Genomic DNA, 19,080 nt, shown 5'->3' with positions numbered 1-19,080 from the left:
GACCGAGTCGGCGAAAAACTCGATTGGGCATGACGAAGGCCCGGATCCATCGGATCCGGGCCTTCGTCTTCAGTAGCGGGGACAGGATTTGAACCTGCGACCTCTGGGTTATGAGCCCAGCGAGCTACCGAGCTGCTCCACCCCGCGTCGGTAAACCAACAGTAGCACGACGCGGGGTGGAACCATTACCGCTATCCGGAGGGGGTCGGCGTGGGCGCGGGAGCCGTCACCTTGGCCTCGGCCTCGATGGCCCGCTTCAGCGCGGCCTGCAGATCGCTCTGGGCCTTTCCGTAGGCCGTCCAGTCGCCGGCCTTGAGCGCCTTGTCGGCGTCCTCGACCGCCTTCTGCGCATCACCCAGGGCCGCCTTGACCGTCGGGTCCTGGCTGGTCGGCGGCGGGGTGGTGGTCCCGTCGCCCGGCGGAGTGGTCGGCGGCGGGGTGGTCGCCGACTCGGCCCCGAACACCACGTTCAGTGCCTTCTCCAGCGTGTCCTCGAAGGCCGTCTGGTCCCCGTAGGTCACCAGGACCTTCTTCAGCAGCGGGTACTTCAGGCCGCCGCCGCGCACGTACACCGGCTCGACGTAGAGCATTCCCTTGTCGAGCGGGACCGTGAGCAGGTTGCCGTACTCCACCTGGGAATCGCCCCGGCTCAGGATGTTGATCTCCTGGGCGATCTCCGGCTTGGAGTTGAATCTCGCCTGGACGAGCTTCGGGCCGTCCACCGGGTTCTGGGTGGGCAGCTTCAGCAGCTGGATCTTGCCGTAGTCCGCCGTGGTCGGGTCCGCGTTGACCGCCATGAAGGCGCTCAGGTTGTCCCTGCCGTTCGGCGTGAGCGTGGTGGTGAGCGAGAAGGCCTGGTTGGGGTCCTTCTGGCCCGGCATCTTCATGGAGAGGTAGTACGGCGGAACCGCCGTCCCCGCCTTGGTGGTCGGGTCGTCCGGGACGGCCCAGACCTCGCTGCCGCTGAGGAAGGTCTGCGGGTCCGTGACGTGGTAGCGGGTCAGCAGCTCGCGCTGGACCTTGAAGAGGTCCTGCGGGTAGCGCAGGTGATCCATCAGGGCCGGCGAGATGTCCTTCTTGTCCTTCACCGTGCCGGGGAACGCCTTCATCCAGGTCTTGAGGACCGGGTCCTTGGTGTCCCACTGGTACAGCTTGACCGTGCCGTCGTAGGCGTCGACGGTGGCCTTCACGGAGTTGCGGATGTAGTTGACCTGGTTCTCCTGCGCCACCACCGCGCGCTGGGAGTTGGTCAGCGAGTCCGCCGTGCTGTCCCCGAGCTGCGTGCGGGACGCGTAGGGGTAGCCGTTGGTCGTGGTGTAGGCGTCCACGATCCACTGGACCCGGCCGTCGATCACCGCCGGGTAGACGGCGCCGTCGATGGTCAGCCACGGGGCGACCGCCTCGACCCGTTCCTTGGGCGTGCGGTTGTAGAGGATCTTCGAACCGTCGCCGATGGCGCCGGAGTAGAGGATCTGCGGCTCGCTGAAGGCCAGGGCGTACGCGGCGCGGTTCACCGGGTTGGACAGGCTCACCCCGCTGTCGCCCTTGTAGGTGGTCTCCTTCTCGCCCGAGTCGTTGGCGTAGTCGAGCTCCTTCTGCGGTCCGCCGACGATCGAGTACTGCTTCGTCTGCTCGCCGTAGTAGATCCGCTGCTCGTACTCCCCGAGGTCGCCCGCCGCGGGCAGGCCCGACTCGGTGAACAGCGGCTCGCCGTTCGCGGTGACCTCGGTGCCCTTGGCCGCGACCACACCGAATCCGTGGGTGTAACGGAAGTGGTCGTTGATCCAGTTGTTCTTCGGGATGCCCGCGAGGTTGATCTCACGGAGTCCGATGACCGTGTCCTGGCCCTTGTACCGGTCGACCGCCAGCGTGGCCGGGAAACCGTAGTAGCCCTTGTTCTGCTGGAGCTGCTGGAAGGCCGGGGAGACGATGTTCGGGTCGAGCAGGCGGATGCTCGCCGTGGTGTTGGCCTCCTGGCGGAGCACCTTCTTGTCCGCCTTCGGGTCCGGCAGGCCCGGGTAGTCCTTGACGGAGGCGTCCGCGACCCCGTAGGCGTCGCGCGTCGCCTTGATGTTCTTCTGGACGTACGGGGATTCCTTGGCCTGCTCGTTCGGCTGGACCTGGAACTTCTGCACGATCGCCGGGTACAGCCCGCCGATGAGGATCGCCGAGAGCACCATCAGGCCGAAGCCGATCACCGGGAGCTGCCAGGTGCGGCGCCACAGCGTCGCGAAGAACAGCACCGCGCAGATCGCGGCGATGGCGACCAGGATCGTCTTGGCCGGCAGGTAGGCGTTGGCGTCGACGTAGCGCAGGCCGGTCCAGTTGTCCGCGGCCTTGAAGTCGCTGGACTTCACGGCGAGGCCGTACCGGTCGAGCCAGTACGCGACCGCCTTGAGCGTGACGAAGAGGCCGAGCAGCACCGACAGGTGGCCGGTCGCCGCCGCGGTGGCCCGCGCACCCGGGCTGGTGACGCGCAGTCCCCCGTAGAGGTAGTGCACGACGGCGGCGGCGATCACCGAGAGCACGACGGCGGCGAAGCCGAAGCCGAGCAGGAAGCGGTACCAGGGCAGGTCGAAGGTGTAGAACGACACGTCCAGGTTGAACTGGGGGTCCTTCGTGCCGAAGGGCACCCCGTTCACATACATCAGCCAGGTCTTCCACTGGCCCGCCGCCGAGGCGCCCGCGATCAGGCCGACCAGGGCGGAGATGCCGAGCAGCAGCCACTTGCGGTACGGCGCGACGGTCATCCGGTAGCGGTCGAGGCTCTGCTGCTCCATCGACATCGCGCTGAGCGGCGGCCGCAGCCGGTGGGCCAGCCAGATGTTCAGCCCGACGGCACCGGCCATCAGCAGGCCGAAGACGGCGAAGAGGCCGACCTTGGTCCACAGGGTGGTGGTGAAGACGGTGGAGTAGTTGACGGAGCGGAACCAGAGCCAGTCCGTCCAGAAGCCGGCGAACATGATGAACGCCATGGCCAGGACGGCCAGCACGCCCAGGGTCATCAGAAGAGTCCGGGCGCGCCGGGACGGGCGGCCGACTCTCATCCGTGGCCCGGAGGGGCCTCCGCCGCGGTCCGGCATCTGGAAAGCCAAGGTGCGCACCTCGAAAGTCGCTGTGTGTAAGTGATGCGATGAGTTTTCAAAGCATGGGCCCCCGATCGTAGGGCCCACTCATGGAACTTACTGAGGCTTTAGTCAGTTCCCGGTATCCGGTGGAAAGGAGGCAGGATGTTGCCCATGTCCAACCTTTCGCCGTCCCCCGGCACCCCCATGGCGGCAAGCCCGCTGACCCGTGCCGTCCTCGAAATCGACGAGTACGCCTCCACCCTCGGCTGGGACAAGCCCGCCCGCCTCTTCGCCCTGGTCGACACGGCCAAGCTGCGCAAGGAGGCTCCCGGGGTCGCCCGCCAGCTCGGCCTCGACCAGGACGACACGGGCAAGAACCAGCTCACTCCGATCGAGCAGGACGAGGTGCCGGCCGGGACCCCGCTGGACAAGTTCCTCGGAACCCTCGCCTGGCCCCCGTCGATCCTCGGCTGCGCGCTGACCGTGGAGCGCCTGATGCTGCCGCCGTCGGCGGAGTCCTCCGTACCGGAGGGCCTCAACGACAAGCAGCTGGCCAAGTGGGTCGCTTCCCACCCGGACCGGCAGGAGGTGCGGCTGACCGTGGGCGTCCTGCGCGACGGATCGCGGGAGTCGGCCGTACGGCTGCGGGACAAGGACTCGGCGAACGAGGTGCTGACCGGCGCGACGCTGGTGCCCGGGCTCGCCGAGGCGCTGGCGGCGACCTTCCTGGACTAGGCGGGCGCCGGTGGGACGGTCAGGGCTTGGCGCTGCACTGCGTCAGCCCGGCCGTGTCCCCCTTGCTGATCTTCTCCAGCGCCTTCACGGCGTCGTCGATGGTGGAGACCTTCACCAGGGTCAGACCGTCGGGCACGTCGCCCGCGGCGGAGGCGCAGTTCTCGGCGGGCGTCAGGAAGTACTGGGCGCCGGCCTGGCGGGCGCCGATGGTCTTCATCTGGATGCCGCCGATCGGGCCGACCTTGCCCGTGTCGTCGATGGTGCCGGTGCCGGCGATGAACTTGCCGCCGGTCAGGTTCTCCGGCGTGAGCTTGTCGACGATGCCGAGCGCGAACATCAGCCCGGCGCTGGGACCGCCCACGTCGGCGAGCTTGATGTCGATGGTGAACGGGAAGGTGTGGTCGGTGCCGGCCCGGATGCCGACGATCGCGTGACCGTCGCCCTCCGCCTTGCCCGCGGTGATCGCGACCTTCGTCGTGCCGGTGGGCTCGCGGTGCGCCTTCTCGGCCTCGGCGGCCTCGGCGGCGGGGATGATGGTGAACTCGACCGGCTCGCCGGGCTTGTGCTTGGTGACCAGCTTGGCCACGTCCTCGGGCGCGTTGACGGGGGTCCCGTCGACGGCCTTGATGACGTCTCCGGCGTGCAGCTTGCCCTCGGAGGGGCTGCCCTTGACCACGGAGGCGACGATCACTCGGGCGGCGACCGGGATGCCGAGCTGCTTGAGGGCGGCCACCTTGGCGCTCTCCTGCGACTGGCTGAACTCCTCGGCGTTCTCCTGCGTGGACTCCTGCTCCGTCTTGCCGTCCGGATACAGGTTCTCGTGCGGTACGACGATGTTGTCGCCCGCCGCCCAGCCGTACACGGCCTCCAGCAGGTTCATGTCGTAGTCCGCGCCGGTGACGCGGACCGTCGTCATGTTCAGGTGCCCGGTGGTCGGGTACGTCTTGTGCCCCGAGATGTTCAGGACGGGCTCGCCGTGCGAGTCCCCGAGCGTGTTCACGGTCGGGCCCGGACTCATCTCGGAGTACGGGGCCTTCATGAACACTCCCGCGCAGAGCAGCGCGAAGAGCATGAGGGTGGAGGCGAGCATCGTCGCAGTGCGGCGTGGCATGGATCGACAGTACGTGACGGCCCTGACGAGCGGCCCCCGGGGCCGGTCCGTACGGGGCCCGGCACCGCGTCAGACGGAGTCCACGGTGTCCTTCTTGCGCTGGGCGTCCGCCTTGGCCGCGCCCGGTTCGCTCTGGCCCATGGCCTCGCGGAACCGTGCGTAGCCCGCGAGCTCGGATATGTCGCCGGATGTGCGGTCGCGTGCCGCCCAGCTGCCCCATATCGCCGCTCCGATCGCGGCGAACAGCGGAATCAGCAACCACGCCAAAGACGCCATGGGCGTGTCTCCCTACCCCGAAGTTCGTGTTGTTGGTGGCTTCAACGCTGCTGCCCGGGAGGGGGTTACGCAAATCGAGGGCGTGTTGCGCGTCCGAACGGGGCAACCGGCGTCACCCCCCGGCCCCTGCCTCAGCAGGCGCCGACCCACTCCTCCGTGCCGTCGGAGAACGTCTGGTGCTTCCAGATCGGGACCTCGTGCTTGAGGTCGTCGATCAGCATCCGGGCGGCTTCGAAGGCCTCGCCGCGGTGCGGGCAGGAGACGGCGACGATCACCGCGAGGTCGCCGACGGCCAGGTCGCCGATGCGGTGGACGGCGGCGAGGGCGCGGACCGGGTACTTCTCCACGACGCGCTCGGCGACGCGGCGCATCTCCGCCTCGGCCGAGGGGTGGCAGGAGTAGCCGAGCTGGTCGACGTCCGCCCCGCTGTCGTGGTTGCGCACCGTGCCGACGAAGAGCGTCGTGCCGCCCGACGCGTCGTCGCCGACGGCCTGGAAGACCTCGTCGATCGAAAGCGGGGTGTCACGGATTTCGAGCAGCCGGATCGGGTCCGGAGCGGCGTGCTCGCCGGGGTGGTCGAAGTGCGGTGCCATACCTTCCATCGTGCCCTAGCCGCCGACCCGGCGGAATAGCAGTTTCACCAGGGCCCCACCGGCCCCCTTGGGAGCCTCCTACAGAAACCCCCTGGTGGCGGCGGGGAAAGGAACCGCCGGAATCCAGCCCGGCGGCCCGCACGGGGAGCCTCATCTGCCTGCACGGGCAGGCCGGCCCGGCCGAAATCCAGCCCCGCCGGCGTGTGAGGCGCGGGGGTCCGGGGGGCGGCGCCCCCGGGAGCGGCGCCGCGCCGGAGGCCGTACCGCGGTCCCGGACGGGGTCAGATGCCCCGGCGCCGGCGCGCGGCGCGGATCGCGGCGGCCGCGCCGAGCAGCGCGACCGTCGCCCCCGCCGCACCCGCGGCCGTGGCGTCCTTGCGGCCCAGCCGGCGTCCCACGACGGTGTGCCGGCCCGCGACCTCCTGGAGGAGCTCGGCCAGCACTTCCTCGTTGGTCCAGCGCGGCCGCCAGCCCGCGGCGTGCAGCCGGCTGACGCTGACCACCCACGGGTGCATCGTGTAGGCGAGGTCCCCGGCCGGGGACGGGGTGAGGCCGATCCGGTGCAGCCTGGCCGCCGCGCCCAGGGCCACGGCCGAGGGGAGCTCCATGCGGCGGATGCCGCTCAGCTCCTCGACCTCCTCCTGTTCGAGCCAGCCCTCGCAGCCGACCGCCAGCTCCCCTTCGACCTTCTCCAGGGCCGCGTACTCCAGTGCGCTGACCAGGTCCTCGACGTGGCAGAACTGCCAGGTCGGCCGGGATCCGGCCACGACCAGCAGCCTCGGGGACTCGAAGTACCGGGTCAGTGCCGTGTCCGTGCCGCCGACCAGGACCGCCGGGCGGACCACGGTGACGTTCAGGCCGGGGTGCGCGCGCGGGGCCCGGCGGCCCAGCCGTTCGATCTCCAGCAGGTCGCCGACGCCGGTCGCCTCGGCGGTGGCCCGCAGCTCCGCGTCCTCGGAGAGCGGGATGTCGTTGTCCGGCAGGGCCCCGTAGACCATGGCCGAGGTGCAGAGCACGACCCGGTGGACTCCGGCCGCCGCGGCGGCGGTGAGCACGGTCTGGGTCCCCCGTACGTTGTACGCCGTACGGGCCGCCGGGTCGGTCTCCAGGTCGAGGTCGAGGGCCAGGTGCACCACGACGTCCGCGCCGCGCAGCTTCTCCGCGATCGCGGGGTCCCGTACGTCCAGCAGGTGCCACTGCGCGTCGGTGCAGTCCCCGCGCCGCTCGTCGATCGCGACGACCTGCTTTACCTCGTCGGACGCGGCCAGCCTGGCGACCAGGGCCGCCCCGACCCCCGAGGCGGCGCCGGTCACCGCGATCACGGGGCCTCGGCGCGCGGACCCGCCCGGGTTTCGCGTCCGGCGAACGCCCTGGGCGTCCTCGCCGTGCTCAGGGCGGTTTTCCGGGCCCTGCTCGTCCAAAGCGTGCGGATCTGGGGAACTCACCAGGCGTCTCCAGCGGTTGTCTTCAGTAGGGACGCGCCGTGACGCGCACCGACCAGTTGATGTCCATCCTGCCGCAGCCCAGGAGTCAGCGGAGCACCGAGCCCGGAAGCGGGTCTGGTGTCTACGCTGGGTGGTGTTGTCGAACCATTGCCCGCCGGCTCCCGCCGGCGGCCCTACGAGCCGAGGAAACCCGTGAGCGACACCCCATTCGGATTCGGCCTTCCGCCCGAGGAGCCGGACAACGGCGACGAGGGCAAGAAGAAGGGCAACGAGGGCGGTCAGAGCGGCCCGAATCCGTTCGGGTTCGGCACGGGCCTGCCCGGCGGCTCCGGCGGCCCGGGTGACGCCGACAACCCCTTCGCGGCCATGTTCGGTTCCATGAACCCGAACGACCTCGGCGCCGCCTTCCAGCAGCTCGGCCAGATGCTGAGCTACGAGGGCGGTCCGGTCAACTGGGACATGGCCAAGGACATCGCGCGCCAGACCGTGGCCCAGGGCACCCCGGACGGGGTCAAGGACGCCAGCGTGGGCATCGCCGAGAAGTCGGCGGTCGAGGAGGCCGTGCGTCTCGCCGACCACTGGCTCGACGACGTCACCTCGCTGCCGTCGGGCGCCTCGACGGCCGTGGCGTGGAGCCGCGCCGAATGGGTCGAGGCGACCCTGCCGGTGTGGAAGGAGCTCGTGGACCCGGTCGCCGAGCGCGTGGGCGCGGCCATGGGCGGCGTCCTGCCCGAGGAGATGCAGGCCATGGCGGGCCCGCTGCTCGGCATGATGCGCTCCATGGGCGGGGCCATGTTCGGCCAGCAGATCGGCCAGGCCGTGGGCACCCTCGCGGGTGAGGTCGTGGGCTCGACCGACATCGGGCTCCCGCTGGGACCGGCCGGCAAGGCCGCCCTGCTGCCGCTGAACATCGAGGGCTTCGGCAAGGACCTGGGCGTGTCCTCCGACGAGGTACGGCTGTACCTGGCCCTGCGCGAGGCCGCCCACGCGCGGCTCTTCGCGCACGTGCCGTGGCTGCGCTCGCACCTCTTCGGCGCCGTCGAGGGGTACGCGCGCGGCATCAAGGTCGACACCTCGAAGCTGGAGGACGTGGTCGGCCAGCTGGACCCGTCGAACCCGGAGCAGCTCCAGGAAGCCCTCCAGGGCGGCATGTTCCAGCCGCAGGACACCCCCGAGCAGAAGGCCGCGCTGGCCCGTCTGGAGACGGCGCTCGCGCTGGTCGAGGGCTGGGTGGACGCGGTCGTGCACGCGGCCGCCAAGCCCCGTCTGACCTCGGCCGACGCCATGCGCGAGACCATGCGCCGGCGGCGCGCCTCGGGCGGACCGGCGGAGCAGACCTTCGCGACGCTGATCGGGCTGGAGCTGCGGCCGCGCCGGCTGCGCGACGCCTCCCGGCTGTGGGCCTCGCTCACCGACGCGCGCGGCGTGGACGGGCGCGACGGGCTGTGGGAGCACCCGGACATGCTGCCGACCGCTTCCGACCTGGACGACCCGGACGGGTTCGTGCACCGCGAGCAGCTGGACTTCTCCGAGATCGACAAGATGCTGGGCGAGGCCGCCCAGAAGCGCGAGCAGGACGGCGACGACAAGAAGTGACCCTGCACGAAGACGCGGTCCTGGTCCTGAAGGGCTACGAGGGCCAGCCCGAACTGCGCGACATCTACCTGGAGCACCTCGCGGCCCATCCTGACGGGGTGTACAAGCCCTGCCAGGCGGGCCACATCACCGGGAGCGCGCTGGTGATCGACCCGGAGCGGGAGCGCGTCCTGCTGACCCTGCACAAGAAGCTGGGCATGTGGCTCCAGATGGGCGGGCACTGCGAGCCGGGTGATGCCACCCTCGCCGACGCGGCCATGCGCGAGGCCCGCGAGGAGTCCGGCATCGCCGCCGGGCTGACCCTGGTGCCCGGCGGTCCGGTGCGCCTGGACCGGCACCCGATCCCGGCTCCGTGCAACTGGCACCTGGACGTGCAGTACGCGGTGCTGGCGCCCGCCGGTGCGCTCGAAGCGATCAGCGACGAGTCGCTTGACCTGCGCTGGTTCCCGTACGCGCAGGTGGCGGAGGTGGCCGACACCTCGGTGGTGCGGCTGCTGGAGGCGACGCTCGCGCGGCTCTGAGCCGGCGGCACACGGGGAAGGGGCGGCCCGCCGATGCGGGGCCGCCCCTTTCGCGTGTGGTGTCCGTACCCGGATCAGTTCCAGGCGTTGTTCTGGTTCTGCGCGTGGGCGCCGTGCTGGCCCATGCCGAACTGCGCGGCCGCGCCCTGCCCGATCTGGGCGTTCTGCGGCGGGAGCGCCTCGCTGGGCTGGACCAGGGCGAAGCCGGTGCCGAGGAAGCTCAGCTCCCAGCCCTCGCCGGTGTTGCCGCGCCGCCGCCACACGCCGGTGGAGTGCGTCTGGGCCTGCATCTGTACGCGCAGGGAGGTGGACCAGGCGACGATGGCGTCCGCGTCGGCGTTGACGTACTTGTCGGGCGTGACCTGCATCATCAGCGGCTGCCCGGAGGTCATCAGCGCGACCTTGCCGCGGCCGGTGATGTTGAGCTGGTACTTGCCGGAGCCGGAGATCCCGTACTGGCTGTCCACCGCGATGGCCTCGGTGTGCAGGGTGGAGTCCAGGGCGAGCACGTAGCTGCTGTCGACCGTGAGGCCTTCCTGGTCCACGTCCACGACGTGCACGTACTGCGCCAGGTTGGCCAGGTAGACCGTGCCCTGTCCGGAGCAGCGCATCAGGTCGAGGCCCTCACCGGTGCGGGCGCGGGCATTGCGCTGGGTGGTGCTCTGGTACTCGCCGTCGAAGTCGATGATCCCCTGGTAGGCGACCATCGCGCCCTTGCGGGCGAGCACGTCGTCGGAGCCGCTCAGCGAGACCCGCAGCAGCTGCGGGTTCTGGACGGCGTACCGCTCCTGGGTCTGCGCCTCGGCGTGGGCGAAAAGTGAGCTCTGCATGGTGTGTCTTCTCCCCCTCAGCCCCGGGCCCGGAGCCGGTCGGTGCTGTCCTCGCTGGGCTGTACGACGACGATGCCCTGGCCGGAGAAGGCCATCTGGTAGGCCTCCCCGCTGCCCCGGCCGATCATCGACGAGGCCTTGAAGCTGCGCTTGCCCTTGACCTTGAGGTTCGGGGACCAGGCGACGAGCGCGTCGGGGTCGACGTAGGTCTCGTCCTCGCCGCGGCCGCAGTCGACCACGATCGGCGTGCCGCGCGAGGTGATCGCGACCCAGCCGGTACCGGAGACCGACACGTTGAACAGGCCCTGGCCGGCGAACTTGGCCATGCCCTTGACGCGCTCGACGCCCCACTGGAGGTGGGCGTCGAAGGCGAGCAGGTTGGTGCCGTTGACGGAGAGCGAGTCGTTGTTGAGGTTGATCACGACGACGTCCGCGCCGTAGTCGGCGAGGTAGAGCAGGCCGTCGCCCGTGCACTTCATGAGCGGGGCGCCTTCGCCGGTGATCCACTGCGAGGCCATCTGGCGGACGGCCGGCGGGTTGGGCTCGTACTGCACGAAGCCCTCGTAGGCGACCATCGATCCGGTGCGCGCGAAGAGGTCCTGGCCGCTCTGCATGGCGACCTTGAGCATCGCGCGGCCGTGGTTCTCCATGCGGGCCGTGACGGGGGTCGGGGCGTAGCCCGCGAGCTGCTGGTTCATTGCGTTCATGGCATTCATGTGGGGCTCCCTCAGACCTCGTACGGCTGGACGACGATGAAGTTACCGGGAGCGCCGCGGAACTGGAGGTTCACGGTCTCCCCGCTGTGGCCGGGGTAGGCATTGCGGCGCAGCCGGACCTGGCTGGAAATGATCACCTGGGCGGCCGAGGACCACGCGACGATGGCATTGCTGTCCGCGAAGGTGGTCGGGGTGACGGGCAGGACGACGGGCACGCCGTGCGTCTTGACGATCACCGTGCCGGTGCCCTGGAACTGCATGGTGAACAGGGCGCCGCCGGGGATGCCGTGGCCCTCGATGCGGCGGATCTCGTGCTGGAGCGACTCGTCGAAGGCGAGGACGTTCTCCGCGGAGACGCAGATCCCGTCGCCCTGGAGCTCGATGGCGTGCAGGTGGGCTCCGGTCTCCGCGAGGAAGACCTGGCCGCGGCCGGAGCAGCGCATCAGCTGCATCTCCTGGCCGGTGGCGTTGCCGACGACGCGGCCGGCGAAGCCCGCGCCCTTGTAGCTGAAGTCGACCTTGCCCTGGTAGAGCACCATGCTGCCCTGGCGGGCGAGGACGGCCTGGCCGCCCATCGACAGGTCGACGCGCATGAGCTGCTGGTTCTGCGGGGTCCAGCGGGCGCCGGTGGGCGCTTCCTTGTACGGCTGGAGGGCGGCGGCGAGTCCGGCTCCGGCGGCGGGCACCGCCTGCGGGGGCTGGCCGTAGCCCTGGGGCTGGTGGCCGTAGCCGGGCTGCTGGCCGTAGCCCTGCGGCTGCTGGCCGTACGGGGGCTGCTGCTGGCCGGGGACCTGGCCGTACGAGGGCTGCGGCTGCTGCCCGTACGGTGCGGGGGCCGGGGCGGGCGGCGCGACCTGCCCGTAGGGGGCCGGAGCGGGCGGGGCCAGGGGGGCGCCCATCGGTGCGGCCATGGTGGGGGCCGCGTGGACGGGCTGCTGGTACGGCGCGGGAGCCGGGACCTGGGCCGGTGCGGGGGCCTGGGCGGGCGCCGGAGCCTGGGGCGGCGCGCCGAAGGAGGGGGCCGGGGCCGGGGGCTGCGCCTGGGCGGGAGCGCCGAAGGACGGCGCCGGGGCGGCGCCCTGCGGGGGCGGGGCGAAGCCGGGTGCCCCGGCCGGTGCCTGCGCCTGCGCGGCGGGCTGCTCCTCCTCGGCGACCTCGCCGCCGAAGTTCTGGAGCAGCGCGGCGAGCCCGCCGTCGAAGCCCTGGCCGACGGCGGCGAAGCGCCACACGTCCTTGAGGTAGAAGTCACCGATCATCAGCGCGCGCTCGGTGCTGAATTCCGAGCCCGAGAAGGAGTAGCGGACGACTTCTTCGCCGCCCGCCACGACGCGGATGTAGCCGGGGCCGATCTGCGACATCTGGCCGGCGCCGTCGATCGAGGCGGCGAAGGAGAGCTTGTGGATGTTGGCCGGAATGCGGTCCAGGGTCACCCGGAAGGATTCCGTGTCGCCGGCCTGCGCGCCGAGCTGCTGGATGGACTCCTCCGGCGACTTCGGCTGGTTGAAGAAGACGAAGTAGCGGTCGTCCGAGAGCTGTTCGTCGGCGTCGAGGCCGAAGCAGCTGATGTCGATGGCGAGCCCGGGCCCGGCGATCTGGACACCCACGTAGAGGTCCGTGCCCGCCGTCAGATCACTGATTTTGGCCTTGTGACCGCGTTGGAATTCCCTGGCCATACGTAAGACCGTCCCCCATCCCGACTGTGAATGCGTGCCGCTCAGGCTAACGCCAACCTCGGACATCGGGCCAAGTCGGTACCGACCCGGTACATATCACGAGGTGTGACATCCCGGACAAAGGGCGGGTAAATGCGAATCATTCCTCGCGGGCGGCCGGAACCTTCGGAAGGCGTTCGGCGGCAACGATCCCCTCGAGGAACCCGCGCGCCCGCTCGGTGCGCGGATAGGCCTCCAGCAGCTCCCAGAATCCGGGGCCGTGTCCGGGTACGAGCAGGTGCGCGAGCTCGTGCAGCAGCACGTAGTCGACGACGTACTCCGGCATCCCCTGGATACGGTGCGAGAGCCGGATGCTGCCCTCGGCCGGAGTGCAGGAGCCCCAGCGGGTGTTCTGGTTGGTGACCCAGCGGACCGTGCGGGGACGGGCGCGACCGCCGAAGTACTGCTCGGACAGGCGCTCGGCGCGTTCGGCGAGTTCCGCGTCCCCGAGGGTGCGCTTGCTCTCCTGCGCCGCCAGCTTGTCGAGCATGACGCCCACCCAGCGCTTCTCCTCCGCCTCGGACATCCGGGCAGGGATGAGGACGACCGTACGATCACCCTCGCGGTAGGCGGATACGGTCCTGCGGCGGCGTGCGCTCCGGCGGACTTCGACGGCGCGCTGTGGTGGATCGGCGGACACGCCATGACGGTACCCGGTCGCCGCGGCGGAAGTCCCGCCCCTCCCCCGGTCGAACACGAACCGTTGCGCAGTCGGCGGCACCATTCATTTCATATACCTAATACCCCTCACCTGTGGACAAACTTGCGCAGGCTTTTCTCCGGCCGGGCAATGTTGCGGAAAGCGATGCGGCCGCACCGGAATGCGGTGCGCGAATCGAGGGAGGACCGCGATGTATCCGAAGGTGAAGCCGGCGCTGGCACGGGCCTGGCGGGATCTGCAGACGGTGCAATTCGGTGTGACGCCCGCCCACGCGGTGGTGCTCGGGCCGGTGGACACGGCGACGGGCTCGCTCCTCGACCTGATCGACGGGACCCGGGGCATGGACCTGCTCCGCTCGGAGGGCAAGGGGATGGGCCTCCCGGACGGCCGGGTCGACGAGGTGGTGCGGAGGCTGGCGGCGGCCGGGCTGCTCGACGACGCCACCGCGGGCGGCCCCCGCGCCCAGGCGGTGCGGGACCGGCCGGAGACCCTGGAGCGGCTCGGCCCGGACCTGGGCTCGCTGTCCTTGGTCCGCCCCCGGCCGGGCGGGGACTTACAGGGTGTCGCCGCCCGCCGGGTGATACGGGTTCAGGTGCGCGGGAGCGGCAGAGTGGGCGCGGTGATCGCCTCGGTCCTGGCGGGAGCGGGCATCGGCCGGGTCGAGGTGCTCGACGGGGGCCGCACGCAGCCCGCGGACGTGGCGCCCGGCGGCCTGGGCCCCGGCAGCGTGGGACGGCTGCGCGCCGAGGCCGCCCGGACGGCGGTCCGCGACGCGGCCCCCGGGCGCGGGCCGCGGACCGGGGAGAGCGAGGGACCGGAGCCGGGGCTCGCCCTGGTGGTGGTCGCACCCCGGGACGGCCTGCAGTCCTGGGCCCCCGATCCCCAGACGGCGGCCGACTGGGTCGCCACGGGCACCCCTCACCTCTACGCGGGGGTGCTGGAGGGCACCGGGCTGGTGGGCCCCCTGGTCCTGCCCGGAGCCACGGCCTGCGCCGGCTGCATGGAGCGCGACCGGATCGAGCGGGACCCGGCCTGGCCGCGCATGCTGGTCCAGTGGCGCTCGGCCCACCGCCGCCGCACCGCCGCCGCCTGCGACCTGGGCCTGTCCACCGCCGTCGCCGGCCTGGCCGCGGCCCACGCCCTGTCCTTCCTCGACGGCGAACTCCCCGCCTCCACCGCCACCCGCTGGGAAGCCTCCCTCCCGACCCTCGACTGGCAGTCCACCCCGGTCCACGCCCACCCCGACTGCCCGTGCGCGGCGTCGAAGGTCCCGGCGGGGCAGGGGGTGGGAGCATGAGGCGGCTATGCGGGAGCCGCGTCCGTCAGCCGTTCCTCGAGCGCCTGGCAGAACCCTTCGATACGGGGCTCGGCCGCCGGGGTCACGGCGACGAGGCCGCGGAGGTTGACGATCAGCGCGCGCAGCTGCCCCGGGGTCGGAGCCTCCTCCAGAAACTCCGCGAGGCGCTGCTCGGCCCGCTCCCAGTCGGGCAGCAGGCAGTGCGCGAGCAGGAGGCTGTCCGCTTCGAGGGCGTCCTGCACTCCGGCGTCGGGAGAGCTCCGCAGTTCCACCACGCGCGTCAGGTGGTGGTCACGCTCCGGGTGCCGGAGCGCGGCCCTGACCACGGCCATCTCGTAGTGCGCCCACGCGTCCTCGGGGTCGATCTCGATGGACCGGGCGAGGTCGGCGAGCGCTTCGGCGTGGCGACCGAGCAGCCTGAGGGTCAGCCCGCGGGCGGTGTGGGTCGAGGCGCTGGCGGGAAGGAGCTCGACCGCCCGGCCGTAGTCGGCCAGGGCCTCCTCGTAGGAGCCCAGCATCCGGCGGTAGTCGCCCCTCCTCCTGACGGCCCAGTTGTTCTCCGGACTGACCGCGTGGACGTGGTCCCAGTCGGCGAGGGCCCGCTCGAAGTCGCCGAGCTGCGCCCAGGTCGTCGCGCGTACGAACAGGGCGAGCGGATCGTCCGGCTCGTGTGCGAGCGCCTGATCGGCGTCGGCCAGGGCCTCCTCGTACCGGCCCAGCTCGCGGTGGACGGAGGCACGGCTGGTCAGGGCCCAGACGTAGTCCGGGGAGAGTTCGACGGCACGGCCGAGGTCGGCCAGCGCCTCCGCACGGCGCCCCATCGATTCGAGGACCTTCGCCCGGTGCACCAACGTCCAGGCGGAGTTGCCGGGTTGGATCGCCGCCGCCTGCGAGAGGTCGGCCAGCGCCTCCTCGTAGCGAGCCATCGCGCCATGGGTCGCACCTCGTCCGGTGAGCGCCTGCCGGTGCTCGGGGACGATTCCCACGACGGTGTCGAAGTCCGCCACGGCCTCCTCGTACCTGCCGGACACGTAGTGCAGCATCCCTCGGTTGACCAGGCTCAGGACGTGACGGGGCTTGATGTCGATGACCCGGGTGTACTCGGCGACCGCCTCGTCGCGGCGCCCCACGAGCTCGTAGATCCGGCCCCTGCCGTAGCGGGGGCGCGTGGCCCGGGGGTTCAGGGCGAGGGCATCGGTGTAGTCGGCCAGGGCCTGTGCGAAGTCCCGGCCGTTGCGGTGGTCCCGGCCGCGCAGGGTCAGGGCCAGGACCCTGTCTCCGGGAGCGAGGTCGGCGCGGGTCAGGAGGAGCGTCAGGGTGGCCGTGCCCGGGGTGGGCCGGTCCAGGGCCGCTCGGAGGTCTTCGGACCAGCGGGTCAAGGGCGGGGACTGCGTGTCGCGGGCCGCCTCGGCCAAGACTCCGGCCCAGCGGCGGAGGGTGGTGATGCCGTGGTCATAGGCGTCGAGCAGGTCGCGGAGGAAGAGTGGGAGGGCCGTGCGGGGGGCCGCGCAGAGATGGTGGTAGGCCTCCTGGAGGCGCAGGCTCCGCCAGGTTTCGTCCGCCCACCAGCCCTCGGACGGGGCCGTCGCCTCCTCCAGGTGCTCGCGGCGGAGCCGGAAGGCGTCGGCCAGCCGGGTGTGGAGCTGCTCCCACCGCACCGGGGACTGCCTGCGCTGCAGGCGCAGCATCGCGTCGCGGACCACCTCGTGGTAGCGGCAGTGGCCCGAGCGGTCGGTGACGAAGGGCATCGACCGGAGCCAGCCGAAGAGCTCGGCCGCCTCCTCGTCCACGGCCGCCCGGTAGACGTCCTCGTCCAGCTCCTGTGGGAACGCGCAGGCCAGGGCCGCGGCCCTGCGGGCGGGATCGGGCACCCACTTCAGGAACCGCTCGACGGCGGTGCCGCTCGGGTCCCCGATCTCCTCCAGCTCCTCCACCGTGCCCGGCTGCGTCTCGGCCAGGGTGGAGACCAGGACCGGGAGGCGGCCCGACAGGCGCAGGATCACCTCGACGACCCGTTCGTCGGTGACTCCCTTTCCGGTGAGGAGGAGGCGCGCCTCGGTCTCGGTGAAGACCTCCAGCGGCCAGTCGGTGACCAGGTCGTGCCAGTCCTGCCAGGTGCGGGCGGCCAGGTTCGACTGTCCGGCCAGGGTGACCAGCACGTTCGCCGGGAACACTCCGTGGCGTTCGCTGCCCAGCACGTCGCGGAGCCAGGCGTCCAGCGCGGGCCCGGTGCGCTCGTAGGTGTCGAAGAACAGCACGACCCAGGGGTGTCTGCGGGCCACCTCGGCGAGCTCTCCGAGGAACACCGGGGTCAGCGCGTCCACCGGGGAGAGGACCAGTTCCACGTCTCCGTGGTTGCGCAGCCGGGTGCTGAGGAGGGCCTTGACCCGGTCCGCACCGGCGGCGACCTGGTTCGGGTCGACCGCGCCGGTGAGCGCGCCGACGCCCGGGATCATGCCGAGCCCGGCGAGGCCGAGCTGCGAGGCGATCATGCTGGAAGGGGACGGCGGCGGGGCGCCCGCGCCGGCCGCATCAGGGCCGGTGGCGGAGGGGGCGGGGCCGGTGGCGGCCGCGAGGATTCCCGCGTCGGCCTCGTGCCGGCGCCGGCGATAGATGGCCAGCAGCTTGTCGAAGCCCTTCATGGCCAGGCCGCGCTGCGCGAACTGGGCGCTGATCGCCTCCATCGTCTCGACGACGTCCGCGACCGACTCGTCCACGTACGCGGTGACCGCCCCGCTCTCGCGGGCGATGGTCTCCAGGTGGCGCACCAGGGTCGACTTGCCGACGCCGCCGGGGCCGCGAATGTGGAAGAGGAACTGCGCCGCTTCCTCCGGGGGCTGCCTGAGGGCATCCCGGAAGGCGGTGACCTCACCCTGCCTGCCGATGAAGCCGCCGGAACGGCGCCGCCGGATCAGTTCCTGCCTCGAAGGTCCCCGTCCCGCCATCCCCCAGCCCTTCCACCGGCATTGTGCGGCCCGCTCCACCGCCATGCTGTCCCATGGGGGCGGCCGCCGTCCGCCGAGCGGTGGATTCCCGCCGGGTTCCGGGCAAGAGACTCGGACGGGGCCGGCGCAGGGCGTCATGACAGGATGCTTTTGGCCGGGAAGGCCTTCGGGGGGCTCCCCCGAACCGTCGCTTGCGGCTCGGCTGTCTGGGAATTGGAGGGGCTCATGTCTGATCTTCCCCGGAAGGCGGTCACCCGTACCGTCAAGCTGGCCGCGCTGCCGCTGGGCATAGCGGGCCGGGCCACCTGGGGGCTCGGCAAGCGGATCGGCGGCAAGTCGGCGGAGATCGTGGCGCGTGAGCTCCAGCAGCGCACTGCCGAGCAGCTGTTCCGGGTGCTCGGAGAGCTGAAGGGGGGCGCCATGAAGTTCGGCCAGGCGCTCTCGGTCTTCGAGTCGGCGCTGCCGGAGGAGGTCGCCGGGCCCTACCGGGCCGCGCTGACGAAACTCCAGGAGGCGGCCCCGCCGCTGCCCGCGGCCACCGTGCACCAGGTGCTGTCGGAGCGGCTCGGCGCGGACTGGCGGGAGCTGTTCGAGGAGTTCGAGGACAAGCCCGCGGCGGCGGCCTCGATCGGGCAGGTGCACCGGGCGGTGTGGCACGACGGCCGCCAGGTGGCGGTCAAGGTCCAGTACCCGGGGGCCGGCGAGGCCCTGCTGTCGGACCTGAAGCAGCTGAGCCGGTTCGCGGGACTGCTGGGGCCGCTCATCCCCGGCATGGACATCAAGCCCTTGATCAAGGAGCTGCGCGCGCGGGTCTCGGAGGAGCTGGACTACGAGCTGGAGGCCGAGGCCCAGCGGACGCACGCGGACGCCTTCGACGGCGACGACGACGTGGTCGTGCCGGACGTGGTGCACCAGGGCGACCAGGTGCTGGTGACCGAGTGGATCGAGGGGACCCCGCTGTCGGAGGTGATCTCCGACGGCACCCCGCAGGAGCGGGACCGCGCAGGGCAGCTACTGGCCCGCTTCCTCTTCTCCGGGCCCGCGCGCACCGGTCTGCTGCACGCCGATCCGCACCCGGGCAACTTCCGGCTGGTCTCCGGGGCGGACGGCCGGACGCGACTGGGCGTACTGGACTTCGGGACGGTCGACCGGCTGCCGGGCGGCTGGCCCAAGCCCATCGGCCGCTCACTGCGGATGGCCCTGGACGCCGACGCCGAGGGGGTCTACGGGCACCTGCGTGCGGAGGGGTTCGTGCGCGAGTCCATCGAGCTGGAGGCCGAGGCGGTGCTCGACTACCTGCGGCCGATGCTCGAACCGGCCGAGGCCGAGGAGTTCACCTTCACCCGGACCTGGCTGCGCGGCCAGGCCGCGCGGATCGCCGACCCCCGGTCCCCCGCGCACCAGTTGGGCCGGCAGATCAATCTGCCGCCCTCCTACCTGCTGATCCACCGGGTGACGCTGAGCACCATCGGGGTGCTGTGCCAGCTGGGTGCCACGGTCAGGCTCCGCGCGGAACTGGACTCCTGGCTGCCGGGGTTCCCGCCCGAGGAGGACTGAGCCGCCCGGCGACGGGC

The 19,080-nt window shown here is 71.5% G+C and carries 15 protein-coding genes and 1 tRNA gene; 5 read left to right on the top strand and 11 right to left on the bottom strand.

Going from position 1 to position 19,080, the window contains the following annotated elements:
* Positions 1-73 precede the first annotated feature (73 nt).
* A tRNA-Met gene (locus ACIA8F_RS04475) sits at positions 74-147 on the bottom strand.
* Between the two features lie 44 nt (positions 148-191).
* Positions 192-3,104: a UPF0182 family protein gene (locus tag ACIA8F_RS04470; protein ID WP_399376696.1), complete on the bottom strand. Its 2,913-nt coding sequence runs from the start codon at positions 3,102-3,104 to the stop codon at positions 192-194.
* Between the two features lie 126 nt (positions 3,105-3,230).
* Between ACIA8F_RS04470 and ACIA8F_RS04465 the strand changes: the two genes are divergently transcribed.
* Complete coding sequence (locus ACIA8F_RS04465) at positions 3,231-3,803, top strand: PPA1309 family protein (protein WP_399376695.1); 573 nt, start codon at positions 3,231-3,233, stop codon at positions 3,801-3,803.
* 19 nt (positions 3,804-3,822) lie between these two features.
* On the opposite strand, the gene ACIA8F_RS04460 is transcribed toward ACIA8F_RS04465, so the two are convergent.
* The 4 genes from ACIA8F_RS04460 to ACIA8F_RS04445 form a co-directional block, all read right to left on the bottom strand.
* On the bottom strand, positions 3,823-4,914 hold the full coding sequence (locus ACIA8F_RS04460) for a PDZ domain-containing protein (RefSeq protein WP_399376693.1): 1,092 nt from the start codon (positions 4,912-4,914) through the stop codon (positions 3,823-3,825).
* Positions 4,915-4,983: 69 nt separating this feature from the next.
* A complete protein-coding gene (locus ACIA8F_RS04455; protein WP_399376692.1) occupies positions 4,984-5,190 on the bottom strand; it encodes a hypothetical protein in 207 nt (68 codons plus the stop codon).
* 131 nt (positions 5,191-5,321) lie between these two features.
* A complete protein-coding gene (locus tag ACIA8F_RS04450) occupies positions 5,322-5,783 on the bottom strand; it encodes a molybdenum cofactor biosynthesis protein MoaE (protein WP_399376691.1) in 462 nt (153 codons plus the stop codon).
* Between the two features lie 281 nt (positions 5,784-6,064).
* The gene (locus ACIA8F_RS04445; RefSeq protein ID WP_399376690.1) at positions 6,065-7,228 is read right to left on the bottom strand and encodes an SDR family oxidoreductase; all 1,164 of its coding nucleotides are present in this window, start codon (positions 7,226-7,228) and stop codon (positions 6,065-6,067) included.
* A gap of 192 nt (positions 7,229-7,420) precedes the next feature.
* On the opposite strand from ACIA8F_RS04445, the gene ACIA8F_RS04440 reads away from it, so the two are divergent.
* Together ACIA8F_RS04440 and ACIA8F_RS04435 are read left to right on the top strand one after the other, a co-directional pair.
* A complete protein-coding gene (locus ACIA8F_RS04440) occupies positions 7,421-8,824 on the top strand; it encodes a zinc-dependent metalloprotease (RefSeq protein WP_399376689.1) in 1,404 nt (467 codons plus the stop codon).
* Positions 8,821-9,345 carry an NUDIX hydrolase gene (locus ACIA8F_RS04435; protein WP_399376688.1) on the top strand — a complete coding sequence of 175 codons (525 nt, stop codon included), beginning with the start codon at positions 8,821-8,823 and terminating at the stop codon, positions 9,343-9,345. The genes ACIA8F_RS04440 and ACIA8F_RS04435 overlap by 4 nt, the downstream gene beginning before the upstream one ends.
* 74 nt (positions 9,346-9,419) lie before the next feature.
* Here the strand turns inward: ACIA8F_RS04435 and ACIA8F_RS04430 are convergent, their stop codons facing one another.
* The 4 genes from ACIA8F_RS04430 to ACIA8F_RS04415 form a co-directional block, all read right to left on the bottom strand.
* Complete coding sequence (locus ACIA8F_RS04430; RefSeq protein ID WP_399376687.1) at positions 9,420-10,175, bottom strand: AIM24 family protein; 756 nt, start codon at positions 10,173-10,175, stop codon at positions 9,420-9,422.
* Positions 10,176-10,192: 17 nt separating this feature from the next.
* A complete protein-coding gene (locus tag ACIA8F_RS04425) occupies positions 10,193-10,873 on the bottom strand; it encodes an AIM24 family protein (RefSeq protein ID WP_254384365.1) in 681 nt (226 codons plus the stop codon).
* 29 nt (positions 10,874-10,902) lie between these two features.
* Positions 10,903-12,564 carry a TerD family protein gene (locus tag ACIA8F_RS04420; RefSeq protein ID WP_399376685.1) on the bottom strand — a complete coding sequence of 554 codons (1,662 nt, stop codon included), beginning with the start codon at positions 12,562-12,564 and terminating at the stop codon, positions 10,903-10,905.
* A 139-nt stretch (positions 12,565-12,703) separates the two neighbouring features.
* The gene (locus ACIA8F_RS04415; RefSeq protein ID WP_399376684.1) at positions 12,704-13,327 is read right to left on the bottom strand and encodes a M48 family metallopeptidase; all 624 of its coding nucleotides are present in this window, start codon (positions 13,325-13,327) and stop codon (positions 12,704-12,706) included.
* 127 nt (positions 13,328-13,454) lie between these two features.
* Between ACIA8F_RS04415 and ACIA8F_RS04410 the strand changes: the two genes are divergently transcribed.
* Positions 13,455-14,561, top strand: a complete 1,107-nt coding sequence (locus tag ACIA8F_RS04410; RefSeq protein ID WP_399376683.1) for a ThiF family adenylyltransferase — start codon at positions 13,455-13,457, stop codon at positions 14,559-14,561.
* Between the two features lie 5 nt (positions 14,562-14,566).
* On the opposite strand, the gene ACIA8F_RS04405 is transcribed toward ACIA8F_RS04410, so the two are convergent.
* Positions 14,567-17,506: a tetratricopeptide repeat protein gene (locus tag ACIA8F_RS04405; RefSeq protein ID WP_399376682.1), complete on the bottom strand. Its 2,940-nt coding sequence runs from the start codon at positions 17,504-17,506 to the stop codon at positions 14,567-14,569.
* Between the two features lie 225 nt (positions 17,507-17,731).
* Between ACIA8F_RS04405 and ACIA8F_RS04400 the strand changes: the two genes are divergently transcribed.
* Positions 17,732-19,063, top strand: a complete 1,332-nt coding sequence (locus ACIA8F_RS04400; RefSeq protein WP_399376680.1) for an ABC1 kinase family protein — start codon at positions 17,732-17,734, stop codon at positions 19,061-19,063.
* Positions 19,064-19,080: the final 17 nt, after the last annotated feature.

It is taken from the genome of Streptomyces sp. NPDC051563 (assembly GCF_044454225.1).
Taxonomy (GTDB): domain Bacteria; phylum Actinomycetota; class Actinomycetes; order Streptomycetales; family Streptomycetaceae; genus Streptomyces.
Note: the sequence above shows the minus strand (reverse complement) of the source record. Positions and strands in the feature narration are given on the sequence as shown.